Origin of the sequence: Sulfuritortus calidifontis (genome assembly GCF_003967275.1) — a bacterium.
Lineage (GTDB): Bacteria > Pseudomonadota > Gammaproteobacteria > Burkholderiales > Thiobacillaceae > Sulfuritortus > Sulfuritortus calidifontis.
Window position 1 is genome coordinate 792,040 of sequence record NZ_AP018721.1, and the last position, 19,780, is coordinate 811,819.

Here is a 19,780-nt window from a genome sequence, read left to right on the forward strand (position 1 = left end):
ATGGCCTGGCGGGGATGGTGGGTTTGTTCCGGGCCGGTTAAAGTGCAGGCTCGACCTGGAGGGAGACGACCCATGATCAAGCTGCTTTATCTGTTGCATGTGCTGGCCACGGTGGTGTGGGTGGGCGGCATGTTCTTCGCCCATCAGGTGTTGCGGCCGGTGGCGGCGGCGCAGTTGGAGCCGCCCGCGCGGCTGCGCTTGTGGGCCGGGGTGTTCGGCCGGTTTTTTCCCTGGGTGTGGGCGGCGGTGGTGCTGCTGTTGGTCACGGGGCAGGCCATCGTGGCGCAGGTGGGCGGCTATGGCGTGGTGCCCAAGCATGTGCATGTGATGGCGGGCATCGGCTATTTGATGGCGGCGATCTTCGTCTATTTGTATTTCGTGCCTTACCGCCGGTTTGTCCGCTCGGTGCAGGCCGAGGCCTGGCCCACGGCGGGCGAGGGGCTGGTGGTGATTCGGCGGCTGGTGGGGACCAATCTCACCCTGGGTCTGCTGAATATCGTGCTGGTGTTTGTGTTGCCGGTGTTGATGTAAGGAATTCCCTCTGATGGAGCCTCTACCCTTCGGTAACCCCGGCCCTCTCCCCCAGCCCCTCTCCCGCTTGCGGGAGAGGGGAGGTAGCGCGGGGATGACGGAGGAGTGGATTGCCGCGCCTGCATGCAGGAAATTGCAGTCAATCTGAGTGACTAGCAGGTGGCGCTTGTCGGTTGGGTCGTAAAAATTGATTAGGCACGGCTTCAACTTTCTTATGGGCTTGGTTGAGGAAAGCGCATTTCCCTTTACCAAGCCGACAAAGTAAAGACACCTGTGGCAGACCCGATGGCATCGTGTTAAATTCTGGCCAGACAGGTCAGAATTGGCGGAGGGCATCATGCACAGCGAATGGCAATTGCAGGAAGCGAAAAGCAACTTCAGTCAACTCGTGAAGCGGGCGGCGGGCGGCGACGCGCAAGTGGTCACCGTGCACGGCAAGCCCACGGCGGTGGTGGTGTCGGCCGAGGCATATGCCCGCCTCACGCGCCGCAAAGGCAAGCTTTCCGATGCCCTGCTGCACCCCGAGCTCGGCATCGAAGACCTCGACCTGGCCCGCAGTCGCGATACCGGGCGCAAGTTTGAGCTATGAGCTGGTTGCTCGACACCTGCGCGCTTTCCGAGTATGCAAAACGAGAGCCCGCACAGCAGGTTATCGCCTGGCTGGACGAGCAGGACGAGGCCAGCCTTTATCTCAGCGTGATTACCATAGGTGAAATCGAAAAAGGCATCCTTAAGCTGCGTGTCACCGACCCGCGCCGCAGCCAGAAGCTCACCGCCTGGCTGGGCAAGGTGGAACAACGCTTCGCCGGGCGCATCCTGCCGCTCGATGCCGCGGCGCTGCATGTGTGGGCGCAGATCGCCTCACAAGCGGAACTGGCGGGACAGCCGTTGCCGGTGATGGATGGCCTGCTTGTGGCTACCGCGCAATGCCACGGCCTCACCATCGTCACGCGCAACGTGCAGGACTTCACCCTCTACCCGCAGGTGCTCAATCCCTGGACGTTGTAGCCGCTGAGGCTGGCGGCTTGGTGCCACAGCCCGGCTAAAGTGCCGCCTCGGCCTTGAGAGAGGCGCCCAATGACCAAGCTGCTTTATCTCTTGCATGTGCTGGCCACGGTGGTTTGGGGGGCGGCATGTTCTTTGCCCATCAGGTGTTGCGGCCGGTGGCGGCGGCGCAGTTGGAGCCGCCCGTGCGGCTGCGCTTGTGGGCCGGGGTGTTCGGCCGGTTTTTTCCCTGGGTGTGGGCGGCGGTGGTGCTGCTGTTGGTGACGGGGCAGGCCATCGTGGCGCAGGTGGGCGGCAATGGCGTGGTGCCCAAGCATGTGCATGTGATGGCGGGCATCGGCTATTTGATGGCGGCGATCTTCGTCTATTTGTATTTCGTGCCTTACCGCCGGTTTGTCCGCTCGGTGCAGGCCGAGGCCTGGCCCACGGCGGGCGAGGGGCTGGTGGTGATTCGGCGGCTGGTGGGCACCAATCTCACCCTGGGCCTGCTGAATATCGTGCTGGTGTTTGTGTTGCCGGTGTTGATGTAAGGAATTCCCTCTGATGGAGCCTCTACCCTTCGGTAACCCCGGCCCTCTCCCCCAGCCCCTCTCCCGCTTGCGGGAGAGGGGAGGTAGCGCGGGGATGACGGAGGAGTGGATTGCCGTGCCCGCTGTGCGGGCTCGCAATGACGGGCGGGTTAGGTGCGTTGGTGCCAATAGCCCGGTTGGCGACGGAAGTGGGCATAGGCCACGATCAGAATTTCGGTTTGGCTGGCGCGGTAGATGATGAAGTAGGGGTAGCGGTGCAGGGCATAGCGCCGCAGTTTGCTGCCTAACAGGCCGTTGAAAAACTACTGCGGTGGGCCATCTGCGGCGTTGCGCGGTGTTGGCTTCGGCCGCTTCGCTTAACCTCGGCGTCGCCGAGGTTAGCCTGCGCCGAAACTGCGTTTTCGCTCCCTCGCCTATCTATTTGATATGTCTCGGTCGCTGCGCTCCGTGCGCCTTGCATCTGGCCATCCTCGCTACGTTTTTCAACGGCCTGCTAAGGGGTGCCAGGCATGGGGAAACCGGCTGATCATCGCTTTGGCCAGCCGCACCTCATGCAGCATGGCGGCCGCCAAGTCGGGGTTTATTTCTGCGTAGTGGTCTAGGGCTTCTTCCAGGTCGCGGGTGGCGGCGGCCAGTTCCCGGATTTTCATTGTCGGCCGTATTTGCTGCTCAGGCGGGCCATGACTTCTTCGGATTCGTGCGCTTGCATCTCGCCCCGCTCGTAGGCGGCCAGGCGGTCTTCGCATTCTTTCAGCCAGGCGGTTTCCCACTCGGGCGTGGGCGGCGCCAGCATCTCGTGCAGGGCATCGGTCAGGATGGCCTGTTCTTCGGGGCTCAGGTGTTTGGCCTGCTCCACCAGCGATTCGACATTTGCGTTCATTGAGTTGGCCTTTTGAGGCGAAGGTTCGGGTTCAGATTAGCCTGTTGGGGTGTTGCTTTCAACTTGCACTCAAGTAAAGCCCAGGAAAACTGCCAGGGCGCGATTGACTGCCAGCATGGTTTCATCATCCAGGTGGCCGATGACCTTGCCGATTTTCTCGCGTGTGATGGATTGCGGTTTGTCCACCATGATCTGAGAAGGTTTGCTCAGCCCGTTTTCGTCGCTGGGTGCGAGCGCAATGCGAAACAAGGGTGCATCGCGTAGTTCGCTGGTGACCGGCAGGATGGTGACGGATGGGTGGGCGTCGAACAGATCGGACTGGATGACGAGGGCGGGGCGTGGTTTGCCCAGGTCGCCTTGCAAGGCGACCGTGACCAGATCACCACGCCTCACTGCCAGCCCTCGCGGTCGCCGGCGGTTTCAAGCCATTCCAGTGTTTCCTGTTCGTGCGCATCGTCTTGTAAGGCCAGCGATTGCCGGCGGCATTCTTCGGCAAAGCCGGGGCGGCGGGTATCGGGCACCCAAATCTGCAAGGGGCGCAGCCCGGCTGCGCGCAGCGCGTCGCGGTGCTTTTGCACCCGTTCGGATGTGCTGGTGGCCATGAAAACCTCCTGATAAGCAGCGTTACATGAAACGCATGATAGGCGGGTTTTTTGTTACATGCAACGGGTGATTGAGTGCTGTTTCAGGTGGGCGTGGAAGGTGAGACCGCACTGCATAGGCGTTGCATTAGCAGGCCGTTGAAAAACGTAGCGAGGATGGCCAGATGCAAGGCGCACGGAGCGCAGCGACCGAGACATATCAAATAGATAGGCGAGGGAGCGAAAACGCAGTTTCGGCGCAGGCTAACCTCGGCGACGCCGAGGTTAAGCGAAGCGGCCGAAGCCAACACCGCGCAACGCCGCAGATGGCCCACCGCAGTAGTTTTTCAACGGCCTGTTAGGGCATCGACGCTTTCGTTGCGAGTGGCGCGGCCGGCTTTGGCGTCTTCGAGCGAGGCCTTCAGGCGTGACAAGGCGGCTTCTTCCTGAGCTTCGCAAATCTTGGTAGTGTTCTTCGGTCAGCATCACGCAATGTGGTCGGTTGTTCTTGATGATGTGCACCGGGCCTTGGGCCAGGGCTTCATCCACAGCGGAGATGCCGTGGCGTTTTTAAGCGCCGTATTCGGTATTAGGCAAGCTGGGCCAGGGCCAGTTTGGCCGTGCGGCCTGGCTTCTTGGCTTGGTGTTACGCCGCCTCTTTTAGTGCCACCTTGATGTCGATTTCATCGAAAGGGGCGATCAGTTTGCCATCTTGCCGTTCCAGCAGGCCCAGGTCTTCCAATGCTTTTACGTCGGTGTGGACGTTTTTGTAGTCCCGCTCCAGGGCCTGGGCGAGTTGATGGATGTTCAGGGCTTCGTGGCTGGCGACATGGCGCAGCAGTTCCAGGCGCTTGTCGGTGATGGCGGCGAACAGTTCGGAAGGCGAGCCGAAGCCAATGGTGGCGGTGATCGCCTTGTCGCCGGCTTGGGCGCGTTGCCATACCGCTGCGGCATCTTTCAGCGCTTGCGCGGGTGTCGTGATGATGATTTCCACTTTGCTCATTGGTCCCACTCCCAGCCCGCCAATCGGGCACAGTCGTCACGAAAATCCGCAATCAGCTGGTCCACGCCGGTGAAGGCGTAGGATTCTTCCCCCTCCCCGTAGTGGCGATGGTCGCCCTTGCCCGATTCGTTGTCGTAGCGCACGAGGCATTCGCCATGGCGGCCGCAGTAGAACCGATATTTGATGCCATTGGGCCGGTCCGGCGTGCTTGCGGGCAGGCGCCAGATAACCATTTCCACGATGACATCGCCTTGTCGAAACTTCCGGCGGAACAGTTGCGCGGCTTTCATTATGGTCTACCTCACCATAGTTATCCAGCCCTTCGGGTTTTGTTGTGTGGCTAAGGGCTTGTTTGTGCGGGGAATGCTAGCACTGTTGTGCCAGGCCAGAGTTATTAGCGTTGGGCCAGGGCCAGTTTGGCCGTGCGGTCCAGCTTCTTCAGCGCGGCTTCGCGCTTGGCGGCGGCCGACCGGCTGTCTGCCGTTTCCGAATAGATGAGTTCTACCGGGCGCCGGCTGCGGGTGTAGCGCGCGCCCAGGGCGCCGCCCTGGTTGTGCTCGTCCAGCCGCCTAGCCAGGTCGGTGGTGATGCCGGTGTAAAGCGTGCCGTCGGCGCAGCGCAGGATGTAGACGTGCCAGCCCGGCAATCAGCGGTCCTCGGCTTCGAAGCTCGCGGGGGATACGCCGGCCCGGGTGAGGAATTCGCGCAGGGCCTTCACGCCTTCGCGGTCGAAGGTGCTGCTGTGGTGGGGGTGGTGCAGAAAGCCTTCCTGGCCGTTGAGCAGCACCTTGAAGCGCGCGCCGTGCGCCGCGCTCAGCTCGGCGCCGAGATGGACGAGCAGCGATTCGACCTCGCGCCAGTGCAGGTTGCCGGGTATCGGGTCTTGAAAGATGCTGCGCAGCAGCTGGACATGGTGTTTGTGGCTCATGGTGGGTTCCCCTTGCTTGAAGCATAGCGCGTTGCGGGCCGCTGCGGCAGGGCACCGTGTTCAGCAGGGCGTAGGGTGCATTCCATGCACCAGAAACCGGTGCGCGAGCGCACCCTACAAAACTAGGCGGGAAAGAGGCTCCCCCTCCCAGCCTCCCCCGCACGCGGGGGAGGTGAATGGGGTTTAACTATCCAGCTTCTGCCCGTGCTCGCGGGTGGCGTGGAATTTCACCTTGGGCCACTTTTCCATGAGCAGTTCCAGGTTGTAGCGGTTGGTGGCCAGGTAGACCGGGTTGCCGTCCACGTCCTGCGCCATGCGCAGCATCTGGTCTTTTTCGAACTGGCGGCGGGTGGCCTCGTCGGGAAAGCTCAGCCAGCGGGCGGTGTGGATGTCGGCGGCGTCGTACAGGGCGTCGACCTTGTATTCGGTGGCCAGGCGCTGGGCCACCACCTCGAATTGCAGCTGGCCCACGGCGCCCAGCAGCAGGGCGCCGCCGGCGGTGGTTTCGAACACCTGGATGGCGCCTTCTTCGCCCAGCTCCTTCAGGCCCTTTTGCAGCTGCTTGCTCTTCAGCGGGTCGCGGGCGCGGGCGGTGCGGAACATCTCGGGCGCGAAGTAGGGAATGCCCTTGAAGTGCAGGGCCTCGCCTTCGGTGAGGGTGTCGCCGATCTGCAGCTGGCCGTGGTTGTGGATGCCGATGATGTCGCCGGCCACGGCGTCTTCCATGTGCACGCGCTCGTTGGCCATGAAGGTGAGGGCGTTGCCCAGCTTCATTTCGCGGCCCATGCGCTGGTGCTGCACCTTCATGCCGGGCGAATAGCGGCCGGAGCAGACGCGGAAGAAGGCGATGCGGTCGCGGTGCTTCGGGTCCATGTTGGCCTGGATCTTGAACACGAAGCCGGTGAAGGGTTTCTCGGCCGGCTCGACCATGCGTGACCCAGCGTCGCGCTGTTGCGGCGGCGGCGCCCATTCGACCAGGGCCTGCAGAATCTCGCGCACGCCGAAGTTGTTGATGCCCGAGCCGAAGAACACCGGGGTTTGCCGGCCGGCCAGGAAGGCGGTGATGTCGAAGGGGTGGCTGGCGGCCTGGATCAGCTCGACCTCCTCGCGGGTGGGGCCCATTTCCATGGGGAACATCGCGTCCAGCTTGGGGTTGCCCAGGCCCTCGATCAGCTCGGTGGCGCCGCCGGCGTGCTCCTCGCCCGCCTGGAACAGCATGGTCTGGTCGTGCAGCAGGTGGTAGACGCCGCGGAAGTTCTTGCCCATGCCGATGGGCCAGGTCACCGGGGCGCAGTCGATCTTGAGCACCGACTCGATCTCTTCCAGCAGCTCGACGGTGGGCTTCACCTCGCGGTCCAGCTTGTTGACGAAGGTGATGATGGGCGTGTTGCGCAGGCGGCAGACCTCCAAGAGCTTGATGGTCTGCGCCTCGACGCCCTTGGCCGCGTCGATCACCATCACTGCGGCGTCGACGGCGGTGAGCACGCGGTAGGTGTCTTCCGAGAAGTCTTCGTGGCCGGGGGTGTCGAGCAGGTTGATGGTGTGGCCGGCATAGTCGAACTGCATCACCGAGCTGGTCACCGAGATGCCGCGCTGCTTTTCCACTTCCATCCAGTCCGAGGTGGCGTGGCGGGCCGATTTGCGCGCCTTCACCGTGCCGGCCATCTGGATGGCGCCGCCGAACAGCAGCAGCTTTTCCGTCAGCGTGGTCTTGCCCGCGTCAGGGTGGGAGATGATGGCGAAGGTGCGGCGCTTGGCAACGTCGCGGACCAGTTCGGGCGGGAAGGGGGGGGCGCTCATGCTATCGGTTTGAATAAAACGCAGTTTCGGTGGAGGCTAACATCGGTAGGCCGATGTTAAGCAAAGCGGCCGGAACCAAAAACAAAAACCGCCGGCCGGTGGGCGGGCGGTGGGTGGCGCGGATTGTAGCAAATTCAGAGCAGGATCACCCGGTTCCGTCCCGCGCCCTTGGCCCGGTACAGGGCCTCGTCGGTGCGCTTGTACAGGCTGCCGAAGTTGTCGCCGGGCAGGAAGCGGCTGGCGCCCAGGCTCACGGTGACCCGTTGGCCGATCTCGAAGTCGAAGCCCTCGACCAGTATGCGCAGGCGCTCGGCGGTGTCGTGCAGGTCTTCGCTGTTGTGGGTGTAGCTGATCAGGGCGAACTCCTCGCCGCCGATGCGGAAGAAGCTGTCGGCCTCGCGGGCGTGGCGCTTGATCAGGTCGGCCAGGCGGATGAGCACCTGGTCGCCCACGTCGTGGCCGTAGTTGTCGTTGATCTTCTTGAAGTGGTCGATGTCCAGGATGATCAGGGCCAGGCCGCGCTTGTAGCGGGCCTCGCGCTTGATCTCGTCCTGCAGGGTCTCGTCGAACTTGCGCCGGTTGTAGATGCCGGTGAGCGGGTCGGTGGTGGCCAGCTTGGACAGCTTGAGCTCGGCCTCCTTGCGCTGGCCGATCTCGCGCAGCAGGGCGGCGTTCTGCACTTCCAGGTCCTTGGCGAACTTCTCCAGCAGCGCCCGGTTGTAGCTCAGTTCCTGCTCGGCCGATTCGTGCAGCTTGAGCAGCATCGCCGCGATGGCGCCGAGGCCGATCAGGGCGACGCCGAGGAAGCTGCGCATCCAGATCTCGTGGCCGTTGGGCTGCAGCAGCGATTGCCAGAAATCGCTTTCCGGATCGAAGAAGGCGCTGTCGACGGCGGCGTCGATGAACCAGGCCGCCACCGCCATGCCGACGCCGCCCAGCGCGACCATTCGGCTGTCGAGTCGGCGGCTGAGGCGCTTGAGCGGCATGGGCGGCGGTGGCTAGGTGCGGGGCGGCTCGAAGGTGGCGTCGAGGTTGAGCTCGTCGCAGTAGTCGAAGAAGTCGCCGCGCAGGTTGGAGATGTGGGTGCCGCCGGGGATGCCGACGCGCATGGTCACCGAGAACATCGGCGTGCCGGTGTGCGGCGCCGGGTAGGTGCTGGTGTTGACGTCCTCGATGTTGATGCCGCGGCTGGCGAAGAAGTTGGCCAGGTTGTGCACGATGCCCGGGTGGTCCATGGCCACCACCTCGATCTGGTAGGGGATCACCGGCTGGGGCCGGCTGGCCTCGCGGGTGCGCTTGGCGATGAGCGAGAGGCCGAGTTCCTCGCCGATGGCGGGCAGCCTGTCTTCCAGCTTGGACAGCGCATCCCAGCGGCCGGAGACCAGCATGATGATGGCGAACTGCCCGCCCAGCAGGGCCATGCGCGACTCTTCGATGTTGCAGCCGGCCTCGGCCAGCTTGCTGGTGAAGCGTTGGACCAGGCCGACCTGGTCGTCGCCGGTGGCGGTGATGGCAAGGAAGTCGCGCGGGTTGTGTGAGGCCATGTTTATGAGCGGGCGAGTTGGTATGGCCTCATTGTAGCCGGCCACGGCCCGGCCCGGTCGTTTGGCCCTCAGGCGGCCTGCGGCATTTTGTCGCCATCCACCTGGGCATGTTGGGTGGCCAGCTGGTAGATGCGCAGCAGGTCTTCTTCGGAGATGTCGACGTAGGAATCGATCTGCGACAGGGCATAGACCAGGTCGCTGTGGGCGATGACCAGTTTTTCCTCGGCTTCGGTCGGGGCGGCCTCCGCGGTCGCCTGGCTTGCCGCGTTGGCGGCGCCCAGCTCGGCCAGCCAGCGCGGGTAGCGGCGGTGCAGGAAGGGGGCGTTGAACATCATGGCCACGCTCAAGAGCACCAGCACGTTGAGCAGCACCGGGGTGACCAGGTAGGCGAAGCCCAGGGCGCGCACCGATTCGCCGCCGACCACGGTGGCCAGGGCGGCGGCGCCGCCGGGCGGGTGCAGGCAGCGGGTGTAGAACATCACCGCGATGGATAGCGCCACGGCTACGGCGGCGGCGGTGAGCATGTCGTCGATCAGCATGGCGCAGACGATGCCGACCGTGGACGACAGCAGGTGGCCGCCGAGCACCGGCCAGGGCTGCGACAGCGGGCTGTGCGGCGCGGCGAACACCAGCACGGCCGAGGCGCCCATGGAGGTGACCACCAGGGCGGTCCCCTGGATATCGAGCACGTTGTTGCTGATGACCAGCAGACCGAGGATGCCGAAAAAGGCGCCGAGGGCGGACAACAGCTTTTCGCCATGGCTGACCGGGTGCGGGTCGTCACCGAACCAGCGTTTCCATCTCGTCCTGATGCCCAATTCCGCCCCCAACGCGCTGCCTGATAACCGGATAAGCGAAGTTTATGGAGGTGTTTTAAATCGAACAAACGATATATTTTGCATTAACGTATCGGGATATTCGATATAAGCTAACTGCCATGGACATCGAACACGCCCGCACTTTTCTCGCCGTGGTCGCCGCCGGCAACTTCGTCGGCGCGGCCGAGCGCCTGCATGTCACCCAGTCCACCGTGAGCAGCCGCATCCAGAGCCTGGAAGGCCAGCTGGGCGTGCGCCTGTTCACCCGCGGCCGCGGCGGGGCCGAACTCACCGCCGCCGGCCGGCGCTTTCTGCGCCACGCCAAGGCCCTGGTCCGCACTCTGGAGCAGGCCCGGCACGAGGTCAGCCTGCCCAGCGGCTTTTCCGGCAGCCTCACCCTGAGCGGGCGCATCGCCCTGTGGGAGGACTTCCTGCCGTTGTGGGCCGACTGGATGCGGCGCGAGGTGCCCGATGTCTCGCTGCGGCTGGAGATCGGCTTCGAGGAGGGCATCATGCAGGGGCTGGTGCAGGGCACCATCGACATCGGGGTGATGTACACGCCGGAGAGCCGGCCGGGGCTGGCAGTGGAGCGACTGTTCGACGAATCGCTGGTGCTGGTGAGCAGCGATCCGGCCCGGCCCTGGCCGGACCCGAACTACATCCACGTCGATTGGGGCGCGGAGTTCCACACCCAGTTCGGCAGCCGCTTTCCCGACCTCGACACCTCGGCCCGGGTGGTCAACATCGGCTGGCTCGGCCTGCAGTTGATCCAGGCCTATGGCGGCTCGGGCTACTTCCCCGAGCGCATGGTGCGCGCCGCGATCGAACAGGGCCGGCTCTGGCGCATGGACGAGCGGCCACTGATCCGGCTGCCGGCCTATATGGTCTACCCGCAGGACCGCAGCGATCCGGCCTTCATCCGCGCCATCGAAAAGCTGCGCGAGATGGGCGCTGAGGAGCGGGCGCGCTGAGCCGGTCCCGGTTTCCGGGGCGGCGACAGCGCCGTTGGTTCATCCTGCTGTCATAGTCGGCTGGCAAAGTCAGGCGCCCGTGCCGACCGCGCGGGTCCGGCCTTCCCATTCCCTTTCAGGAGAGCTTCGCGATGTCGCATCACACCAAGTCGTCACTCCGGCCGCTCGCCCTCGCGCTGGTCGGCGTTCTGGGTTTTTCCGTGCAGGCCGTGGCAGGGACGACCGGCCAGGCCCGCGTCGAGTTCGTCGGTATGCCGGCGCCGGCCACCGCGGCCGAGCGCGCCGCGTTTCTGAGCGGCGCGCGGGTGAAGGTTCGCTACCCGGATGGCCGCGAGGTCGAGCAGGCGCTCGAATATGTCACGTTGTTCAAGAATACCGACCGGGTCGGACGCAATCCTTTCCCGGCGGGGGCGCTGTACGACGTCGCGGGCCAGCCCATCCCCGATCCCACTGCGCCGGGTATGCCCCTCATCTCCGAAACACCGGACGCCAACAGCCTGATCCAGGTGGGCCGGGAGCTCTACCTGGTGACCCATTTCGAATACGACTGGCTGCTCGCCGACGGCACGGTCGCGGCCAAGTCCAAGGACAGCCGCTATCCGCGTGCCGATGGCAAGGAGGGAAACTGGCGCCGCAACACCCCCACCTCGATGATCCTGACCCGGCTCGAACAGGACGCGGTCAGCGGTGCCCTGAAGGCGGTCGATCAGCGTCCGCTCGACTTCTCGGCCTGGGGCGGCCTGGGCTGGCTCTGCAACGGCACGCACACGCCGTGGAACAGCCATCTGGGCTCGGAAGAGAATTACGACGTCGATGCCCGCGCGGTCGAGGCGAGCCGCAAGCTCGACCCGAGTGGCATGAACGATGCCATGACCGGCTTCACCAAGCTCTATTACAAGGGTGAAAAACTGGCGAGCCCGTATTACCGGGGCATCACGCCCGAGGTGAAGATCAAGCGGGGCGGCCAGACCGAGGTGGTCAAGCATTTCGCCCTTGGGCGCGGCACCTTCGAAATGGGCTATGTCTTCCCGGACCAGCGCACCGTGCTCTTCGGTCACGACGGTGACAACAAGCCGATGACCATGTTTGTCGCCGACAAGCCACGCGATCTGTCCAAGGGCACCCTGTACGCCGCGCGTCTGGTGCAGACAAGTCCCGACAACGCCGGCGACGGTGGCCGGTTCAAGGTGGAGTGGGTCAGGCTGGCCCGCACCGACAACGCCGGCGTCAAGGCACTGGTCGATGCCGGCATTCAGTTCAGCCACATCTTCGAGGTCAGCGACGCCAGGCCGGAGGCTGCAGGCTATGTCGCGGTCGCCACGGGCTCGACCAGGCCCGAGTACCTGAAGCTCAAAGGCGCCAACGCCGGCTTCAGCGCCCGGCAGATCGAGCTGGCGGCCGCCGCCCTGGAGACGATGCGTTATGCCGGCTACAAGGGCGCCACCACCGAGTTCAACAAGCTCGAAGGCCTGGCCTACAACGCGCGCGACAACGTCGCCTACCTTGCCGTCACCGACATCGCCAACGGCATGGAGACCGGCCAGGGCACGGGCGATGCCGGCGACCACATTCGCCTGGCCAAGCTACGCGCCGGCGCGGTTTATGCCATGGCCATGGCGAAACGGCAGAAGGACACCGACGGCAAACCGATCCGCAGCGATTACGTAGGCGTGGAGCTGTGGGTGCCGGAAGGCCTGCTGGGCGAGGACATCGCCAAGGATGCGGTGGGCAACACGGCCAACGAAGACAAGATCGCCAACCCGGACAACCTGTTCTTCGACGAAAAGCTGCGCACCCTGTTCATCGGCGAGGACAGCGCGACCGCGCACATCAACAACTTCCTCTGGGCCTACCAGGTCGACACCAGGCAGTTGGCGCGCATCCTGTCGCTGCCGGCGGGAGCCGAGGCCACCGGACTCAAGGTCTACCGGCTCGGCGGCCACGCCTACATCCTAAGCAATGCCCAGCATATCGGCGACTTCAGCAAGAACATCGACCCCGCCCTGAAGCAACAGATCGAGCCCCTGATCAACAAATTCGAGGCGCCGATCGGTTACCTGAAGGGCGTGCCCAAACTCTAGTCGGACTTTACCAGGCCGTTGAAAAACTACTGCGGTGGGCCATCTGCGGCGTTGCGCGGTGCTGGCTTCGGCCACCTCGCTTAACCTCGGCTGCGCCGAGGTTATCGAGGGGAAACGAATCCACTTTACTTACCCTCTCCCACCGGGAGAGGGTGGCGAAGCCGGGTGAGGGAATGGGCGCCGAAAGGCGCCCTGTCGGGCACCCTCTTTCTCACCCTGTCCTCTGATAAGCCTCCACCCTTCGGTATTCCGGTGGGAAAGGGTCAAATACATTTGTTTCGGATCAATAGCCTGCGCCGAAACTCACTTCGTTCGTTTTCTCGGTCACTGCGCCCAATCGCCTTGCATCTGGCCATCCTCGCTGCGTTTTTCAACGGCCAGTTAGTCCGCCTCTTCCGCTTCGTCCCCGCGGCGGATGCCGAGCCGCTTCATCTTTTCCCACAGGTTCTTGCGGCTGATGCCGAGCAGGCCGGCGGTTTCCTGGATCTGCCAGCTGCGGGATTCGAGGGCGCGGCTGATGTAGGTGCGCTCGCATTCGGCCAGGTAGTCGCTCAGGCGGCATTCCGGGACCTTGGGGCTGCAGATCGGCCGGATCGTCTCCTCGAACAGGTCTTCGGGTGTCAGCATCGGTCCGTCGGTCAGGATGCAGGCGCGCTCGATCGTGTGCTTGAGCTCGCGCACGTTGCCGGGCCAGGGGTATTCGGTCAGGGCCTGCTCGGCCGCCGGGGAGAGGAGCTTGCGCCGGCTGCCCTGTTCCTCGGCCTGGGCGTCGAGGAGGCGGCCGGCCAGCCAGAGGATATCCTCCCTGCGTTCCCTGAGCGGCGGCACCTTGAGCTGGATGACGTTGAGCCGGTAGTAGAGGTCCTCTCGGAACTGGCCCTGCTCGGTCAGGGCGCGCAGATCCTGGTTGGTCGCGGCGATGAGGCGGATGTCCACGGCTGTGGCCGTCTCGCCGCCCACCCGGACGATCTCCCTCTCCTGGATGGCGCGCAGCAGCTTCACCTGCATCGCCGGCGAGGTCTCGCCGATCTCGTCCAGGAACAGGGTGCCACCGTGGGCCTGCTCGAACAGGCCGCGCTTGGCCTTCACCGCCCCGGTGAAGGCGCCTTTCTCAAAGCCGAACAGTTCCGCCTCCAGCAGGCTCTCGGTCAGCGCCCCGCAGTTGACCGCGACGAAAGGCCGGTCCTCGCCGGCCAGGCGGTGCAGCTTGCGGGCGAGGCGTTCCTTGCCGACGCCGGACTCGCCCGTGATCAGCACCGAGGCCTGGCTTCCGGCGATGCGCGGCAGCATCTCCTCCAGGGCGCGCATGGCGGGCGACACTCCCAGCCCATCCGCCGCCATCTGTTGGCCAGGGGCGGTGCAGGCCGTCAGCAGCCTGACCTTGGCGAGCAGGGCATCCGGTTCGAAGGGCTTCAGCAGATAGTCCGCCGCGCCGAGCTTGATCAGGCGCACGGCCTGATCCACGGCGCCGAAGCCGGTGACGAAGATGAAGGGGGGCAGGGCGCCGCCTTCGTCCAGCAACCGGGTATAGAGCGCCTCGCCCGAGAGGTCGGGCAGCCGGATGTCGCTGATCACGGCACCATAGCGCCTCTTCTTCAGGGCCGCGAGCGCCTCACGGGCGGTTTTGAACCAGTCGAAGGCATAGCCTTCCAGTTCGAAGCGCAGGGTCAGCGCCCCGCCCATCACCTCGTCGTCCTCGATCAGGCAAAGACGGCACTGCGGCGTATTCATGCGCTCGGCTCCAGGGGGAGGGCCACCCGGAAGCGGGTAAGGCCATCATGGCTTTCCGCCTCGATGCGGCCCTTCAGCTGCTGCACGATCTGGTAGGTCACCCACAGCCCAAGGCCGTGGCCGCCCTCGCTATGGCTGGTGAAGGGCTCATAGAGACGATTCATCAGCTCCGGCGGGATGCCCTTGCCGTCGTTTTCCACGGCGATGTGCAGTTCACCCCGCTCGACGCCGAGGCGTGTGCCCACCCGACCCAGCTCGCCCGCGGCGCGGATGGCATTGGCGACCAGGTTCATCAGCACTTGCCGCACCAGACCCGCCGGCAGCGGCGCTTCGCCGGTGAAATCGTTCTGCCAGACCCAGTCGACCGACTGCTTGCTTGCCTCTTGGGCGAGCAGGGTATGCACATCTTCCAGTTCCTGGCGGGTGAGGGGCCGGTTTTGCGTGCGCGCCTCGACCAGCAGGGCGGCGACGATCTCCTTGATCTGCCTGAGTCCGCGCTCTAGCAGCGGCAGTACGCGGGCGGAGATGGGGTCCGGGGCGGCGTGCTGGCGGAGGGTGTCCACGGCGGTCATCAGGCCGCCGAGCGGGTTGTTGATCTCGTGCGCCACGCTGGCCGACAGCCGGCCCAGGGCGGCCAGCCGTTCGGAGCGCACCATCTGCGCCTCAAGGGCCTTCTTCTCGCGCAGCTCGGACAGCATGCGGTCGAAGGAGAGGAACAGGCGTCCCAGCTCATCCCTGTAGCGATACAGGTTCTTGCCCAGGGGCGGGGGCAGGTCTTCGCCGACCTCGTCCATGCGGTCGGCGAGCTGCCGCAGGGGCACGGTCATGCGCTGGCCCCAGTACCAGTTCAGCGGCAGCAGCACGGCCAGAGCCAGCAGCGTGATGAGTGTCGCGCGGCCGGCCAGGGCTTGGAAGCGGGGCCAGTAGAAATCCGCCGGGTGCACCATGACCAGGCTGCCGATGCGCACGCCATCGACCACGATGGGCAGCACCACCAGCAGCTTGTCCAGCTTTGGCAGTGCCACGCTGCGGGCCGTCTCGCCCGGTTTGGCTTCCAGGGCGGCCTTCAGGGCGCCGAAATCGGCATGCAGGTACTGGGCCTCCGTCAGCATGGGATAGGTCTCGGGTCGGGTGGAGACGAATACCCGCGACTTGTCGTCCAGCACGATCAGGTCTTCGGCCTGGAAGGCGGAGGCGCGTGCTGCGTCGCGGTAGGGGGCCCTGAGGATCTCGAAGGCGCGCCAGACGTCGTCGTGCAGGATGGCCGGCTGCAGGGTTCGCACCAGGGTGCGGCCAAGGGATTCGGAATTGGCCAGCATGTCCCGGCGCAGGTCCTCGTAGGCCTGGACCATGAAGGATAGCGAGAGGGCTACGGCGGTGACGATGATCAGCAGGCTGCCCCAGAGCGGCAGCTTGTAGCGCAGGCTGAGATCGAAGGGCCTCATCGGTGTGCGCCGTCCACCAGCCGGAACATCTCGGCCACCGTGGCGTACAGCTCGGGCCGGCTTTCAATGAAGCCGTCCAGATTGAGCTTGGCCAGCAGCGCGCGGCCCTCGGGATCCTGGGTCATGCCGGTGAGGACCTGACGCAGGGCGAGGAGATCGGCCTCGTTCACTTTACGGTTGGCGACGAAGGGCGGGAAACCGAATTCCTCGGAGCGCTGCACGATGCGCGTGCGGCTGGTCAGCTCCGGCTCCACTCGGGCCAAAGAATCCCAGATGTAGCTGTCCACCGCGGCGCCCTGGGCAAGCCCCAGGGCCACCGCCTCGATCGCCTTGCGGTGGGACCAGGTGAAGAAGGTCTTCCGGAAGAAGCCATCGGGGTTCTCGCCCAGCCGCTTGATCTCATAGCGGGGCGCGAGGTAGCCGGTATTGGAATAGGGGTCGGCATAGGCGAACACCTGGCCCTTGAGCTGGGCGATGCCGCTGGTGTAGCGGTCACGGGCCGGGACGATGAGATAGGAGCGGTAATATGGGCGCTTCTGGTAGAGCGGCGTGGCGAGCAGGCGCACCCGGGACTGGAGCATCACATAGGGATAGTCGCAGACCCAGGCGAAGTCGAGCCGGTCCTGCTCGATCAGGTCCATGGTCTCGCGGTAGCTGTCACGCAGCACAAAGTTCACCTGGCGATGGAGTTTCTTCTCCAGGTAGGCCTTCCATTCCTGCAGGAGGAAATGCTGGTCGTGCAGGAAGGCCGGTGTCAGCCCAAGCTCCAGCGGGCGCGCCGCCCAGACAGGCAGGGCCAGCAAGGCAGCGAGAAGCACGAGAGCAGAACGAAGCCTGGATGAAGTCATGGTGGACCTTGGCATCTGCATGTTACCGAATTGTAACGCCTGTTCTGCGTGGGAAAGAGCAGTTACGGTAAGGTAACACGATAGATCGTGTACGAATCTGCCAAGTTACCGCCTGGTGACGGAAGGCCCCCGGCGGCGCCGTGCCTGAATAAAAAACCTATTACAATACAATTGGTTACGAGCATGGCATGAATCCTGCTGAACCATGAGCGAGCGCAGAGGTATGCGTATGTCATTCGATCATGGAGGCAGGTATGAACAGTCCGGAAGAAAGCATCCTCAATCCCAGGATCACGCGTCGCCGTTTTCTGCAGGCCAGCGGGGCCGTGGCCGGTGCCGCGGGCCTCGGGGTCTGGGGCGGCAGCGGCACCCTTTTCACCCTCGATGCTGCCGAGGCCAAGACGGAGACCGGTGCGGCTGCCGCAGAGACGGTGATCACCAAGAGCTTTTGCCACCAGTGCCCGGCCCGTTGCGGCATCGACGTCTACACCACCAACGGCCGCGTGCATGCCGTCTACGGCACCCTGGACAACCCCCTCTCCAACGGCAAGCTGTGCCCCAAGGGCCACTATGCGCAATACCTGCTCTACGACCCGGACCGCATCAAGGGGCCCATGAAGCGTACCAATCCCAAGAAGGGCCGTCACGAAGACCCGAAGTTCGTGCCCATCTCCTGGGACGAGGCCTTGCAAACCGTGGCCGACCGCCTCAATGCCTTGCGTGAGAAGGGTGAATCACACCGCTTCGCCGTCCTCACGGGCCGGGGCTGGGGCTACACCGACGTCGGCCTCCTGAAGGAGTTCGGCGAGATGTACGGCACGCCCAACTACAACCTCGGCCACTCCTCCATGTGCTCGGACGCCTCCGAGACGGTCAAGCATTTCATGGACGGCCATCACGCCTACAGCGCCTACGACTACTCCAACTGCAACTACCTGCTGGTGTTCGGCGCCGGCTTCCTGGAGGCCTTCCGGCCCTTCAACGGCAACATGCAGAACTGGGGCAAGATGCGCACCAAGTCGCCCAAGACCAAGGTCACCGTGGTGGACGTGCATCTGAACACCACCGGCTCGGCGGCCGACCGCCTGCTGCTGGTCAAGCCCGGCCGTGACGGTGCCCTGGCGCTGGCCATGGCCCACGTGATCCTCACCGAGGGGCTGTGGGACAAGAACTTCGTCGGCGACTTCACCGACGGCGTGAATCACTTCAAGACCGGCGCCGAGATCGCCGCCGCCTTCACCGACAAGGACGTCAAGGCCTGGCAGGAAGAACAGGCGAGGAAGGCCGCCAAGAAAGCCGAGTCGGACGCCAAGGCCGCCGCCAAGAAGGCGGAGGAAAAGGCCAAGGCCCAGGCCGAGATCGACGGCCTGAAAAAGAAACTGGCCGCGGCCTCCGCCAAGGACAAGCCCGGCATCCAGAAGAAGCTGGATGAAGCGCTGAAGAAGCAGGCCGAGGCGGAGGCCTCGGCGAAGCGGATCGCCGAACAGCGTGCCGCCCTGGACAAGGACAAGAAGCCCGAGCCGCGTCCCGTGGCCGGTGCCGAGACCTTCCGCGAAAAGTGGACCGTGGGTCTGATCGAATGGTGGAACGCGGAGCTCAAAGACCGTACGCCGGAATGGGCCGAGCAGGTCTGTGGCATCTCCGCCAAGGAAATTATCGCCGTGGCGCGCGAGTTCGCCACCACCAAGCCCGCCGTGGCCCTGTTCGAGCGCGGCGCCTCGGCGCATACCAACGGCGTCTACAACGGCATGGCCATCCATGCCCTGAATGCCCTCACCGGCAACATGTTCGCCAAGGGCGGCCTGCGCGGCTACCAGATGAAGACCGCCTGGGCCAAGCTGCCGATCAAGCACGAAGACTACATGGACGACTACGCCAAGTCGCCCGAGCGCAAGAAGCCGCGCATCGACATGGCGAAGACCGAGAAGTGGCCGCTGGTGAAGAACATGATGCAGGAGATCGCCGTCAACCACCTGAAGGGCGAGCCCTACAAACTCGATACGGCCATCATCTACATGACCGGCGCGGTGTTCTCCGGCCCCGACTGCACCAAGTGGGAAGACGCCTGGCGCGAGGTCTTCGTCATCGACACCTCGCCCTATCCCGGTGAGACCAACCGCTTCGCCGACCTGATCCTGCCCGACCACACCTACCTGGAGCGTTTGCAGATCGCCGACACCTACCCGTATGAAGGCTATCCGATCTCCATGATCCGGGTGCCTGCGGTGAAGCCGCTCTACGATACCAAGGTGTTCGGCGACGTGATCATCGAGATCGGCAAGCGCATCAAGGGGCCGATGGCCGAGTACTACAAGAAGGTCGGCAACACCGAGAACATCATCAAGTGGATGTGCGAGGGCTTCAAGGACAAGCCCGGCGACAACGGCGTCGTGGACTTCGAGACCTTCAAACAGAAGGGCGTGTGGTACCGCAAGCCCTACGCCTACCTGCAGAAGGACGGCGTGTTCTATAAGTGGGACGGTCAAGGCTACAACTACGTGATGAGCGAAGAAGAGGTGAAAGTAGAGGTGATGCCCACGCCCACCGGCAAGTTCGAGCTCAAGGTCACCGAGCTGGAACACCACGCCGACTACGTGCACAAGCGCCTGGGCATCCCACCCGAGAAGGCACCCTTCCCGCAGTGGATCGAACCCAAGCACGGCGGCGACGGCGACCTGCACTTCATCTCGCCCAAGCTGGCCCTGCAGGCCGAAGGCCGCAGCGCCAACCTGCCCCATGCCACGGCGGCCATGCAGCCGGCGCAGGGCGGTCGACACGACGTGTTCCTGGAAATCCACCCCGAGACCGCCGCCAAGCGCGGCATCCAGGACGGCGACCGGGTGCGGATCAAGAACAAGATCGGCAGCATCGAGGTGCTGGCCCGAGTCACCCAGGCCACCCGCCCGGACACGGTCGTGTTGCCCATGATTCACGGCCATTGGGCCCAGGGCCGCTGGGCCGAGGCCAAGGGCCGCCTGCCCACCGGCAGCACCAACGAAGTCACGGAAAACCTGTCGGAACCCCTGTCCGGCCTGGCCTGCTACCACAGCGGCCTGGTCAGCGTCGAGAAAGTCTGAGGAGCCC

The 19,780-nt window shown here is 64.5% G+C and carries 22 protein-coding genes; 7 read left to right on the forward strand and 15 right to left on the reverse strand.

Annotated elements, in window-relative coordinates; all coding sequences use genetic code 11:
• Positions 1–72 precede the first annotated feature (72 nt).
• From EL388_RS04250 to EL388_RS04265, 4 genes are all read left to right on the forward strand, one after another.
• Positions 73–531 (forward strand): CopD family protein, encoded by a 459-nt coding sequence (locus tag EL388_RS04250; protein WP_126460113.1) that lies wholly within the window; start codon positions 73–75, stop codon positions 529–531.
• Between the two features lie 337 nt (positions 532–868).
• Positions 869–1,120 (forward strand): type II toxin-antitoxin system Phd/YefM family antitoxin, encoded by a 252-nt coding sequence (locus EL388_RS04255; RefSeq protein ID WP_126460116.1) that lies wholly within the window; start codon positions 869–871, stop codon positions 1,118–1,120.
• The gene (locus tag EL388_RS04260) at positions 1,117–1,539 is read left to right on the forward strand and encodes a type II toxin-antitoxin system VapC family toxin (protein ID WP_126460119.1); all 423 of its coding nucleotides are present in this window, start codon (positions 1,117–1,119) and stop codon (positions 1,537–1,539) included. Before EL388_RS04255 ends, EL388_RS04260 begins: the two co-directional genes overlap by 4 nt.
• Before the next feature lie 125 nt (positions 1,540–1,664).
• A complete protein-coding gene (locus EL388_RS04265) occupies positions 1,665–2,066 on the forward strand; it encodes a CopD family protein (RefSeq protein WP_338057666.1) in 402 nt (133 codons plus the stop codon).
• A gap of 482 nt (positions 2,067–2,548) precedes the next feature.
• On the opposite strand, the gene EL388_RS13810 is transcribed toward EL388_RS04265, so the two are convergent.
• The 12 genes from EL388_RS13810 to EL388_RS04325 all read right to left on the reverse strand — a co-directional run bounded on the left by EL388_RS13810 (position 2,549) and on the right by EL388_RS04325 (position 9,620).
• Positions 2,549–2,716 carry a hypothetical protein gene (locus tag EL388_RS13810; protein WP_165919155.1) on the reverse strand — a complete coding sequence of 56 codons (168 nt, stop codon included), beginning with the start codon at positions 2,714–2,716 and terminating at the stop codon, positions 2,549–2,551.
• The gene (locus tag EL388_RS04270) at positions 2,713–2,946 is read right to left on the reverse strand and encodes an addiction module protein (RefSeq protein WP_126460122.1); all 234 of its coding nucleotides are present in this window, start codon (positions 2,944–2,946) and stop codon (positions 2,713–2,715) included. Before EL388_RS04270 ends, EL388_RS13810 begins: the two co-directional genes overlap by 4 nt.
• A 69-nt stretch (positions 2,947–3,015) precedes the next feature.
• Positions 3,016–3,339: a type II toxin-antitoxin system PemK/MazF family toxin gene (locus tag EL388_RS04275; protein WP_126460125.1), complete on the reverse strand. Its 324-nt coding sequence runs from the start codon at positions 3,337–3,339 to the stop codon at positions 3,016–3,018.
• Positions 3,336–3,548, reverse strand: coding sequence for an antitoxin MazE family protein (locus EL388_RS04280; protein ID WP_126460128.1), 213 nt, complete (start codon positions 3,546–3,548; stop codon positions 3,336–3,338). Before EL388_RS04280 ends, EL388_RS04275 begins: the two co-directional genes overlap by 4 nt.
• 625 nt (positions 3,549–4,173) lie before the next feature.
• Positions 4,174–4,521, reverse strand: coding sequence for an HVO_A0114 family putative DNA-binding protein (locus EL388_RS04290; protein ID WP_165919154.1), 348 nt, complete (start codon positions 4,519–4,521; stop codon positions 4,174–4,176).
• Between the two features lie 5 nt (positions 4,522–4,526).
• Positions 4,527–4,820 (reverse strand): toxin-antitoxin system TumE family protein, encoded by a 294-nt coding sequence (locus EL388_RS04295; protein WP_126460134.1) that lies wholly within the window; start codon positions 4,818–4,820, stop codon positions 4,527–4,529.
• 104 nt (positions 4,821–4,924) lie between these two features.
• Complete coding sequence (locus EL388_RS04300) at positions 4,925–5,176, reverse strand: GIY-YIG nuclease family protein (protein WP_232019178.1); 252 nt, start codon at positions 5,174–5,176, stop codon at positions 4,925–4,927.
• Complete coding sequence (locus EL388_RS04305) at positions 5,177–5,458, reverse strand: type II toxin-antitoxin system HicA family toxin (RefSeq protein WP_126460138.1); 282 nt, start codon at positions 5,456–5,458, stop codon at positions 5,177–5,179.
• Positions 5,459–5,641: 183 nt separating this feature from the next.
• Positions 5,642–7,258 (reverse strand): peptide chain release factor 3, encoded by a 1,617-nt coding sequence (locus tag EL388_RS04310; RefSeq protein WP_126460141.1) that lies wholly within the window; start codon positions 7,256–7,258, stop codon positions 5,642–5,644.
• Between the two features lie 134 nt (positions 7,259–7,392).
• A complete protein-coding gene (locus tag EL388_RS04315; RefSeq protein ID WP_126460144.1) occupies positions 7,393–8,244 on the reverse strand; it encodes a GGDEF domain-containing protein in 852 nt (283 codons plus the stop codon).
• Between the two features lie 12 nt (positions 8,245–8,256).
• Complete coding sequence (locus EL388_RS04320; RefSeq protein WP_126460147.1) at positions 8,257–8,802, reverse strand: glycine cleavage system transcriptional repressor; 546 nt, start codon at positions 8,800–8,802, stop codon at positions 8,257–8,259.
• Between the two features lie 68 nt (positions 8,803–8,870).
• Positions 8,871–9,620: an HPP family protein gene (locus EL388_RS04325; RefSeq protein ID WP_126460149.1), complete on the reverse strand. Its 750-nt coding sequence runs from the start codon at positions 9,618–9,620 to the stop codon at positions 8,871–8,873.
• A gap of 119 nt (positions 9,621–9,739) precedes the next feature.
• On the opposite strand from EL388_RS04325, the gene EL388_RS04330 reads away from it, so the two are divergent.
• Both EL388_RS04330 and EL388_RS04335 read left to right on the forward strand, forming a co-directional pair.
• Positions 9,740–10,591 carry a LysR family transcriptional regulator gene (locus EL388_RS04330; protein WP_126460151.1) on the forward strand — a complete coding sequence of 284 codons (852 nt, stop codon included), beginning with the start codon at positions 9,740–9,742 and terminating at the stop codon, positions 10,589–10,591.
• A gap of 131 nt (positions 10,592–10,722) precedes the next feature.
• Positions 10,723–12,672 carry a PhoX family protein gene (locus EL388_RS04335; RefSeq protein ID WP_126460154.1) on the forward strand — a complete coding sequence of 650 codons (1,950 nt, stop codon included), beginning with the start codon at positions 10,723–10,725 and terminating at the stop codon, positions 12,670–12,672.
• Between the two features lie 381 nt (positions 12,673–13,053).
• Here EL388_RS04335 and EL388_RS04340 read toward each other — a convergent pair whose 3' ends face one another.
• From EL388_RS04340 to EL388_RS04350, 3 genes are read right to left on the reverse strand one after another with little or no spacing between them, the layout of a single operon-like run.
• Positions 13,054–14,403: a sigma-54-dependent transcriptional regulator gene (locus EL388_RS04340; protein WP_126460156.1), complete on the reverse strand. Its 1,350-nt coding sequence runs from the start codon at positions 14,401–14,403 to the stop codon at positions 13,054–13,056.
• Positions 14,400–15,848, reverse strand: coding sequence for a HAMP domain-containing sensor histidine kinase (locus EL388_RS04345; RefSeq protein WP_126460159.1), 1,449 nt, complete (start codon positions 15,846–15,848; stop codon positions 14,400–14,402). The genes EL388_RS04340 and EL388_RS04345 overlap by 4 nt, the downstream gene beginning before the upstream one ends.
• A complete protein-coding gene (locus EL388_RS04350; protein WP_232019179.1) occupies positions 15,845–16,666 on the reverse strand; it encodes a substrate-binding domain-containing protein in 822 nt (273 codons plus the stop codon). The genes EL388_RS04345 and EL388_RS04350 overlap by 4 nt, the downstream gene beginning before the upstream one ends.
• A gap of 284 nt (positions 16,667–16,950) precedes the next feature.
• On the opposite strand from EL388_RS04350, the gene EL388_RS04355 reads away from it, so the two are divergent.
• Complete coding sequence (locus EL388_RS04355; protein ID WP_126460165.1) at positions 16,951–19,773, forward strand: molybdopterin-dependent oxidoreductase; 2,823 nt, start codon at positions 16,951–16,953, stop codon at positions 19,771–19,773.
• Positions 19,774–19,780 lie beyond the last annotated feature (7 nt).

Coding starts and splice junctions, on each gene's coding strand:
- EL388_RS04305 (WP_126460138.1), bottom strand. CDS start 5,458: ATGAGCCACAAACACCATGTCCAGCTGCTGCGCAGCATCTTTCAAGAC.
- EL388_RS04270 (WP_126460122.1), bottom strand. CDS start 2,946: ATGAACGCAAATGTCGAATCGCTGGTGGAGCAGGCCAAACACCTGAGC.
- EL388_RS13810 (WP_165919155.1), bottom strand. CDS start 2,716: ATGAAAATCCGGGAACTGGCCGCCGCCACCCGCGACCTGGAAGAAGCC.
- EL388_RS04315 (WP_126460144.1), bottom strand. CDS start 8,244: ATGCCGCTCAAGCGCCTCAGCCGCCGACTCGACAGCCGAATGGTCGCG.
- EL388_RS04265 (WP_338057666.1), top strand. CDS start 1,665: ATGTTCTTTGCCCATCAGGTGTTGCGGCCGGTGGCGGCGGCGCAGTTG.
- EL388_RS04320 (WP_126460147.1), bottom strand. CDS start 8,802: ATGGCCTCACACAACCCGCGCGACTTCCTTGCCATCACCGCCACCGGC.
- EL388_RS04295 (WP_126460134.1), bottom strand. CDS start 4,820: ATGAAAGCCGCGCAACTGTTCCGCCGGAAGTTTCGACAAGGCGATGTC.
- EL388_RS04345 (WP_126460159.1), bottom strand. CDS start 15,848: ATGAGGCCCTTCGATCTCAGCCTGCGCTACAAGCTGCCGCTCTGGGGC.
- EL388_RS04355 (WP_126460165.1), top strand. CDS start 16,951: ATGAACAGTCCGGAAGAAAGCATCCTCAATCCCAGGATCACGCGTCGC.
- EL388_RS04255 (WP_126460116.1), top strand. CDS start 869: ATGCACAGCGAATGGCAATTGCAGGAAGCGAAAAGCAACTTCAGTCAA.
- EL388_RS04335 (WP_126460154.1), top strand. CDS start 10,723: ATGTCGCATCACACCAAGTCGTCACTCCGGCCGCTCGCCCTCGCGCTG.
- EL388_RS04250 (WP_126460113.1), top strand. CDS start 73: ATGATCAAGCTGCTTTATCTGTTGCATGTGCTGGCCACGGTGGTGTGG.
- EL388_RS04280 (WP_126460128.1), bottom strand. CDS start 3,548: ATGGCCACCAGCACATCCGAACGGGTGCAAAAGCACCGCGACGCGCTG.
- EL388_RS04330 (WP_126460151.1), top strand. CDS start 9,740: ATGGACATCGAACACGCCCGCACTTTTCTCGCCGTGGTCGCCGCCGGC.
- EL388_RS04340 (WP_126460156.1), bottom strand. CDS start 14,403: ATGAATACGCCGCAGTGCCGTCTTTGCCTGATCGAGGACGACGAGGTG.
- EL388_RS04260 (WP_126460119.1), top strand. CDS start 1,117: ATGAGCTGGTTGCTCGACACCTGCGCGCTTTCCGAGTATGCAAAACGA.
- EL388_RS04310 (WP_126460141.1), bottom strand. CDS start 7,258: ATGAGCGCCCCCCCCTTCCCGCCCGAACTGGTCCGCGACGTTGCCAAG.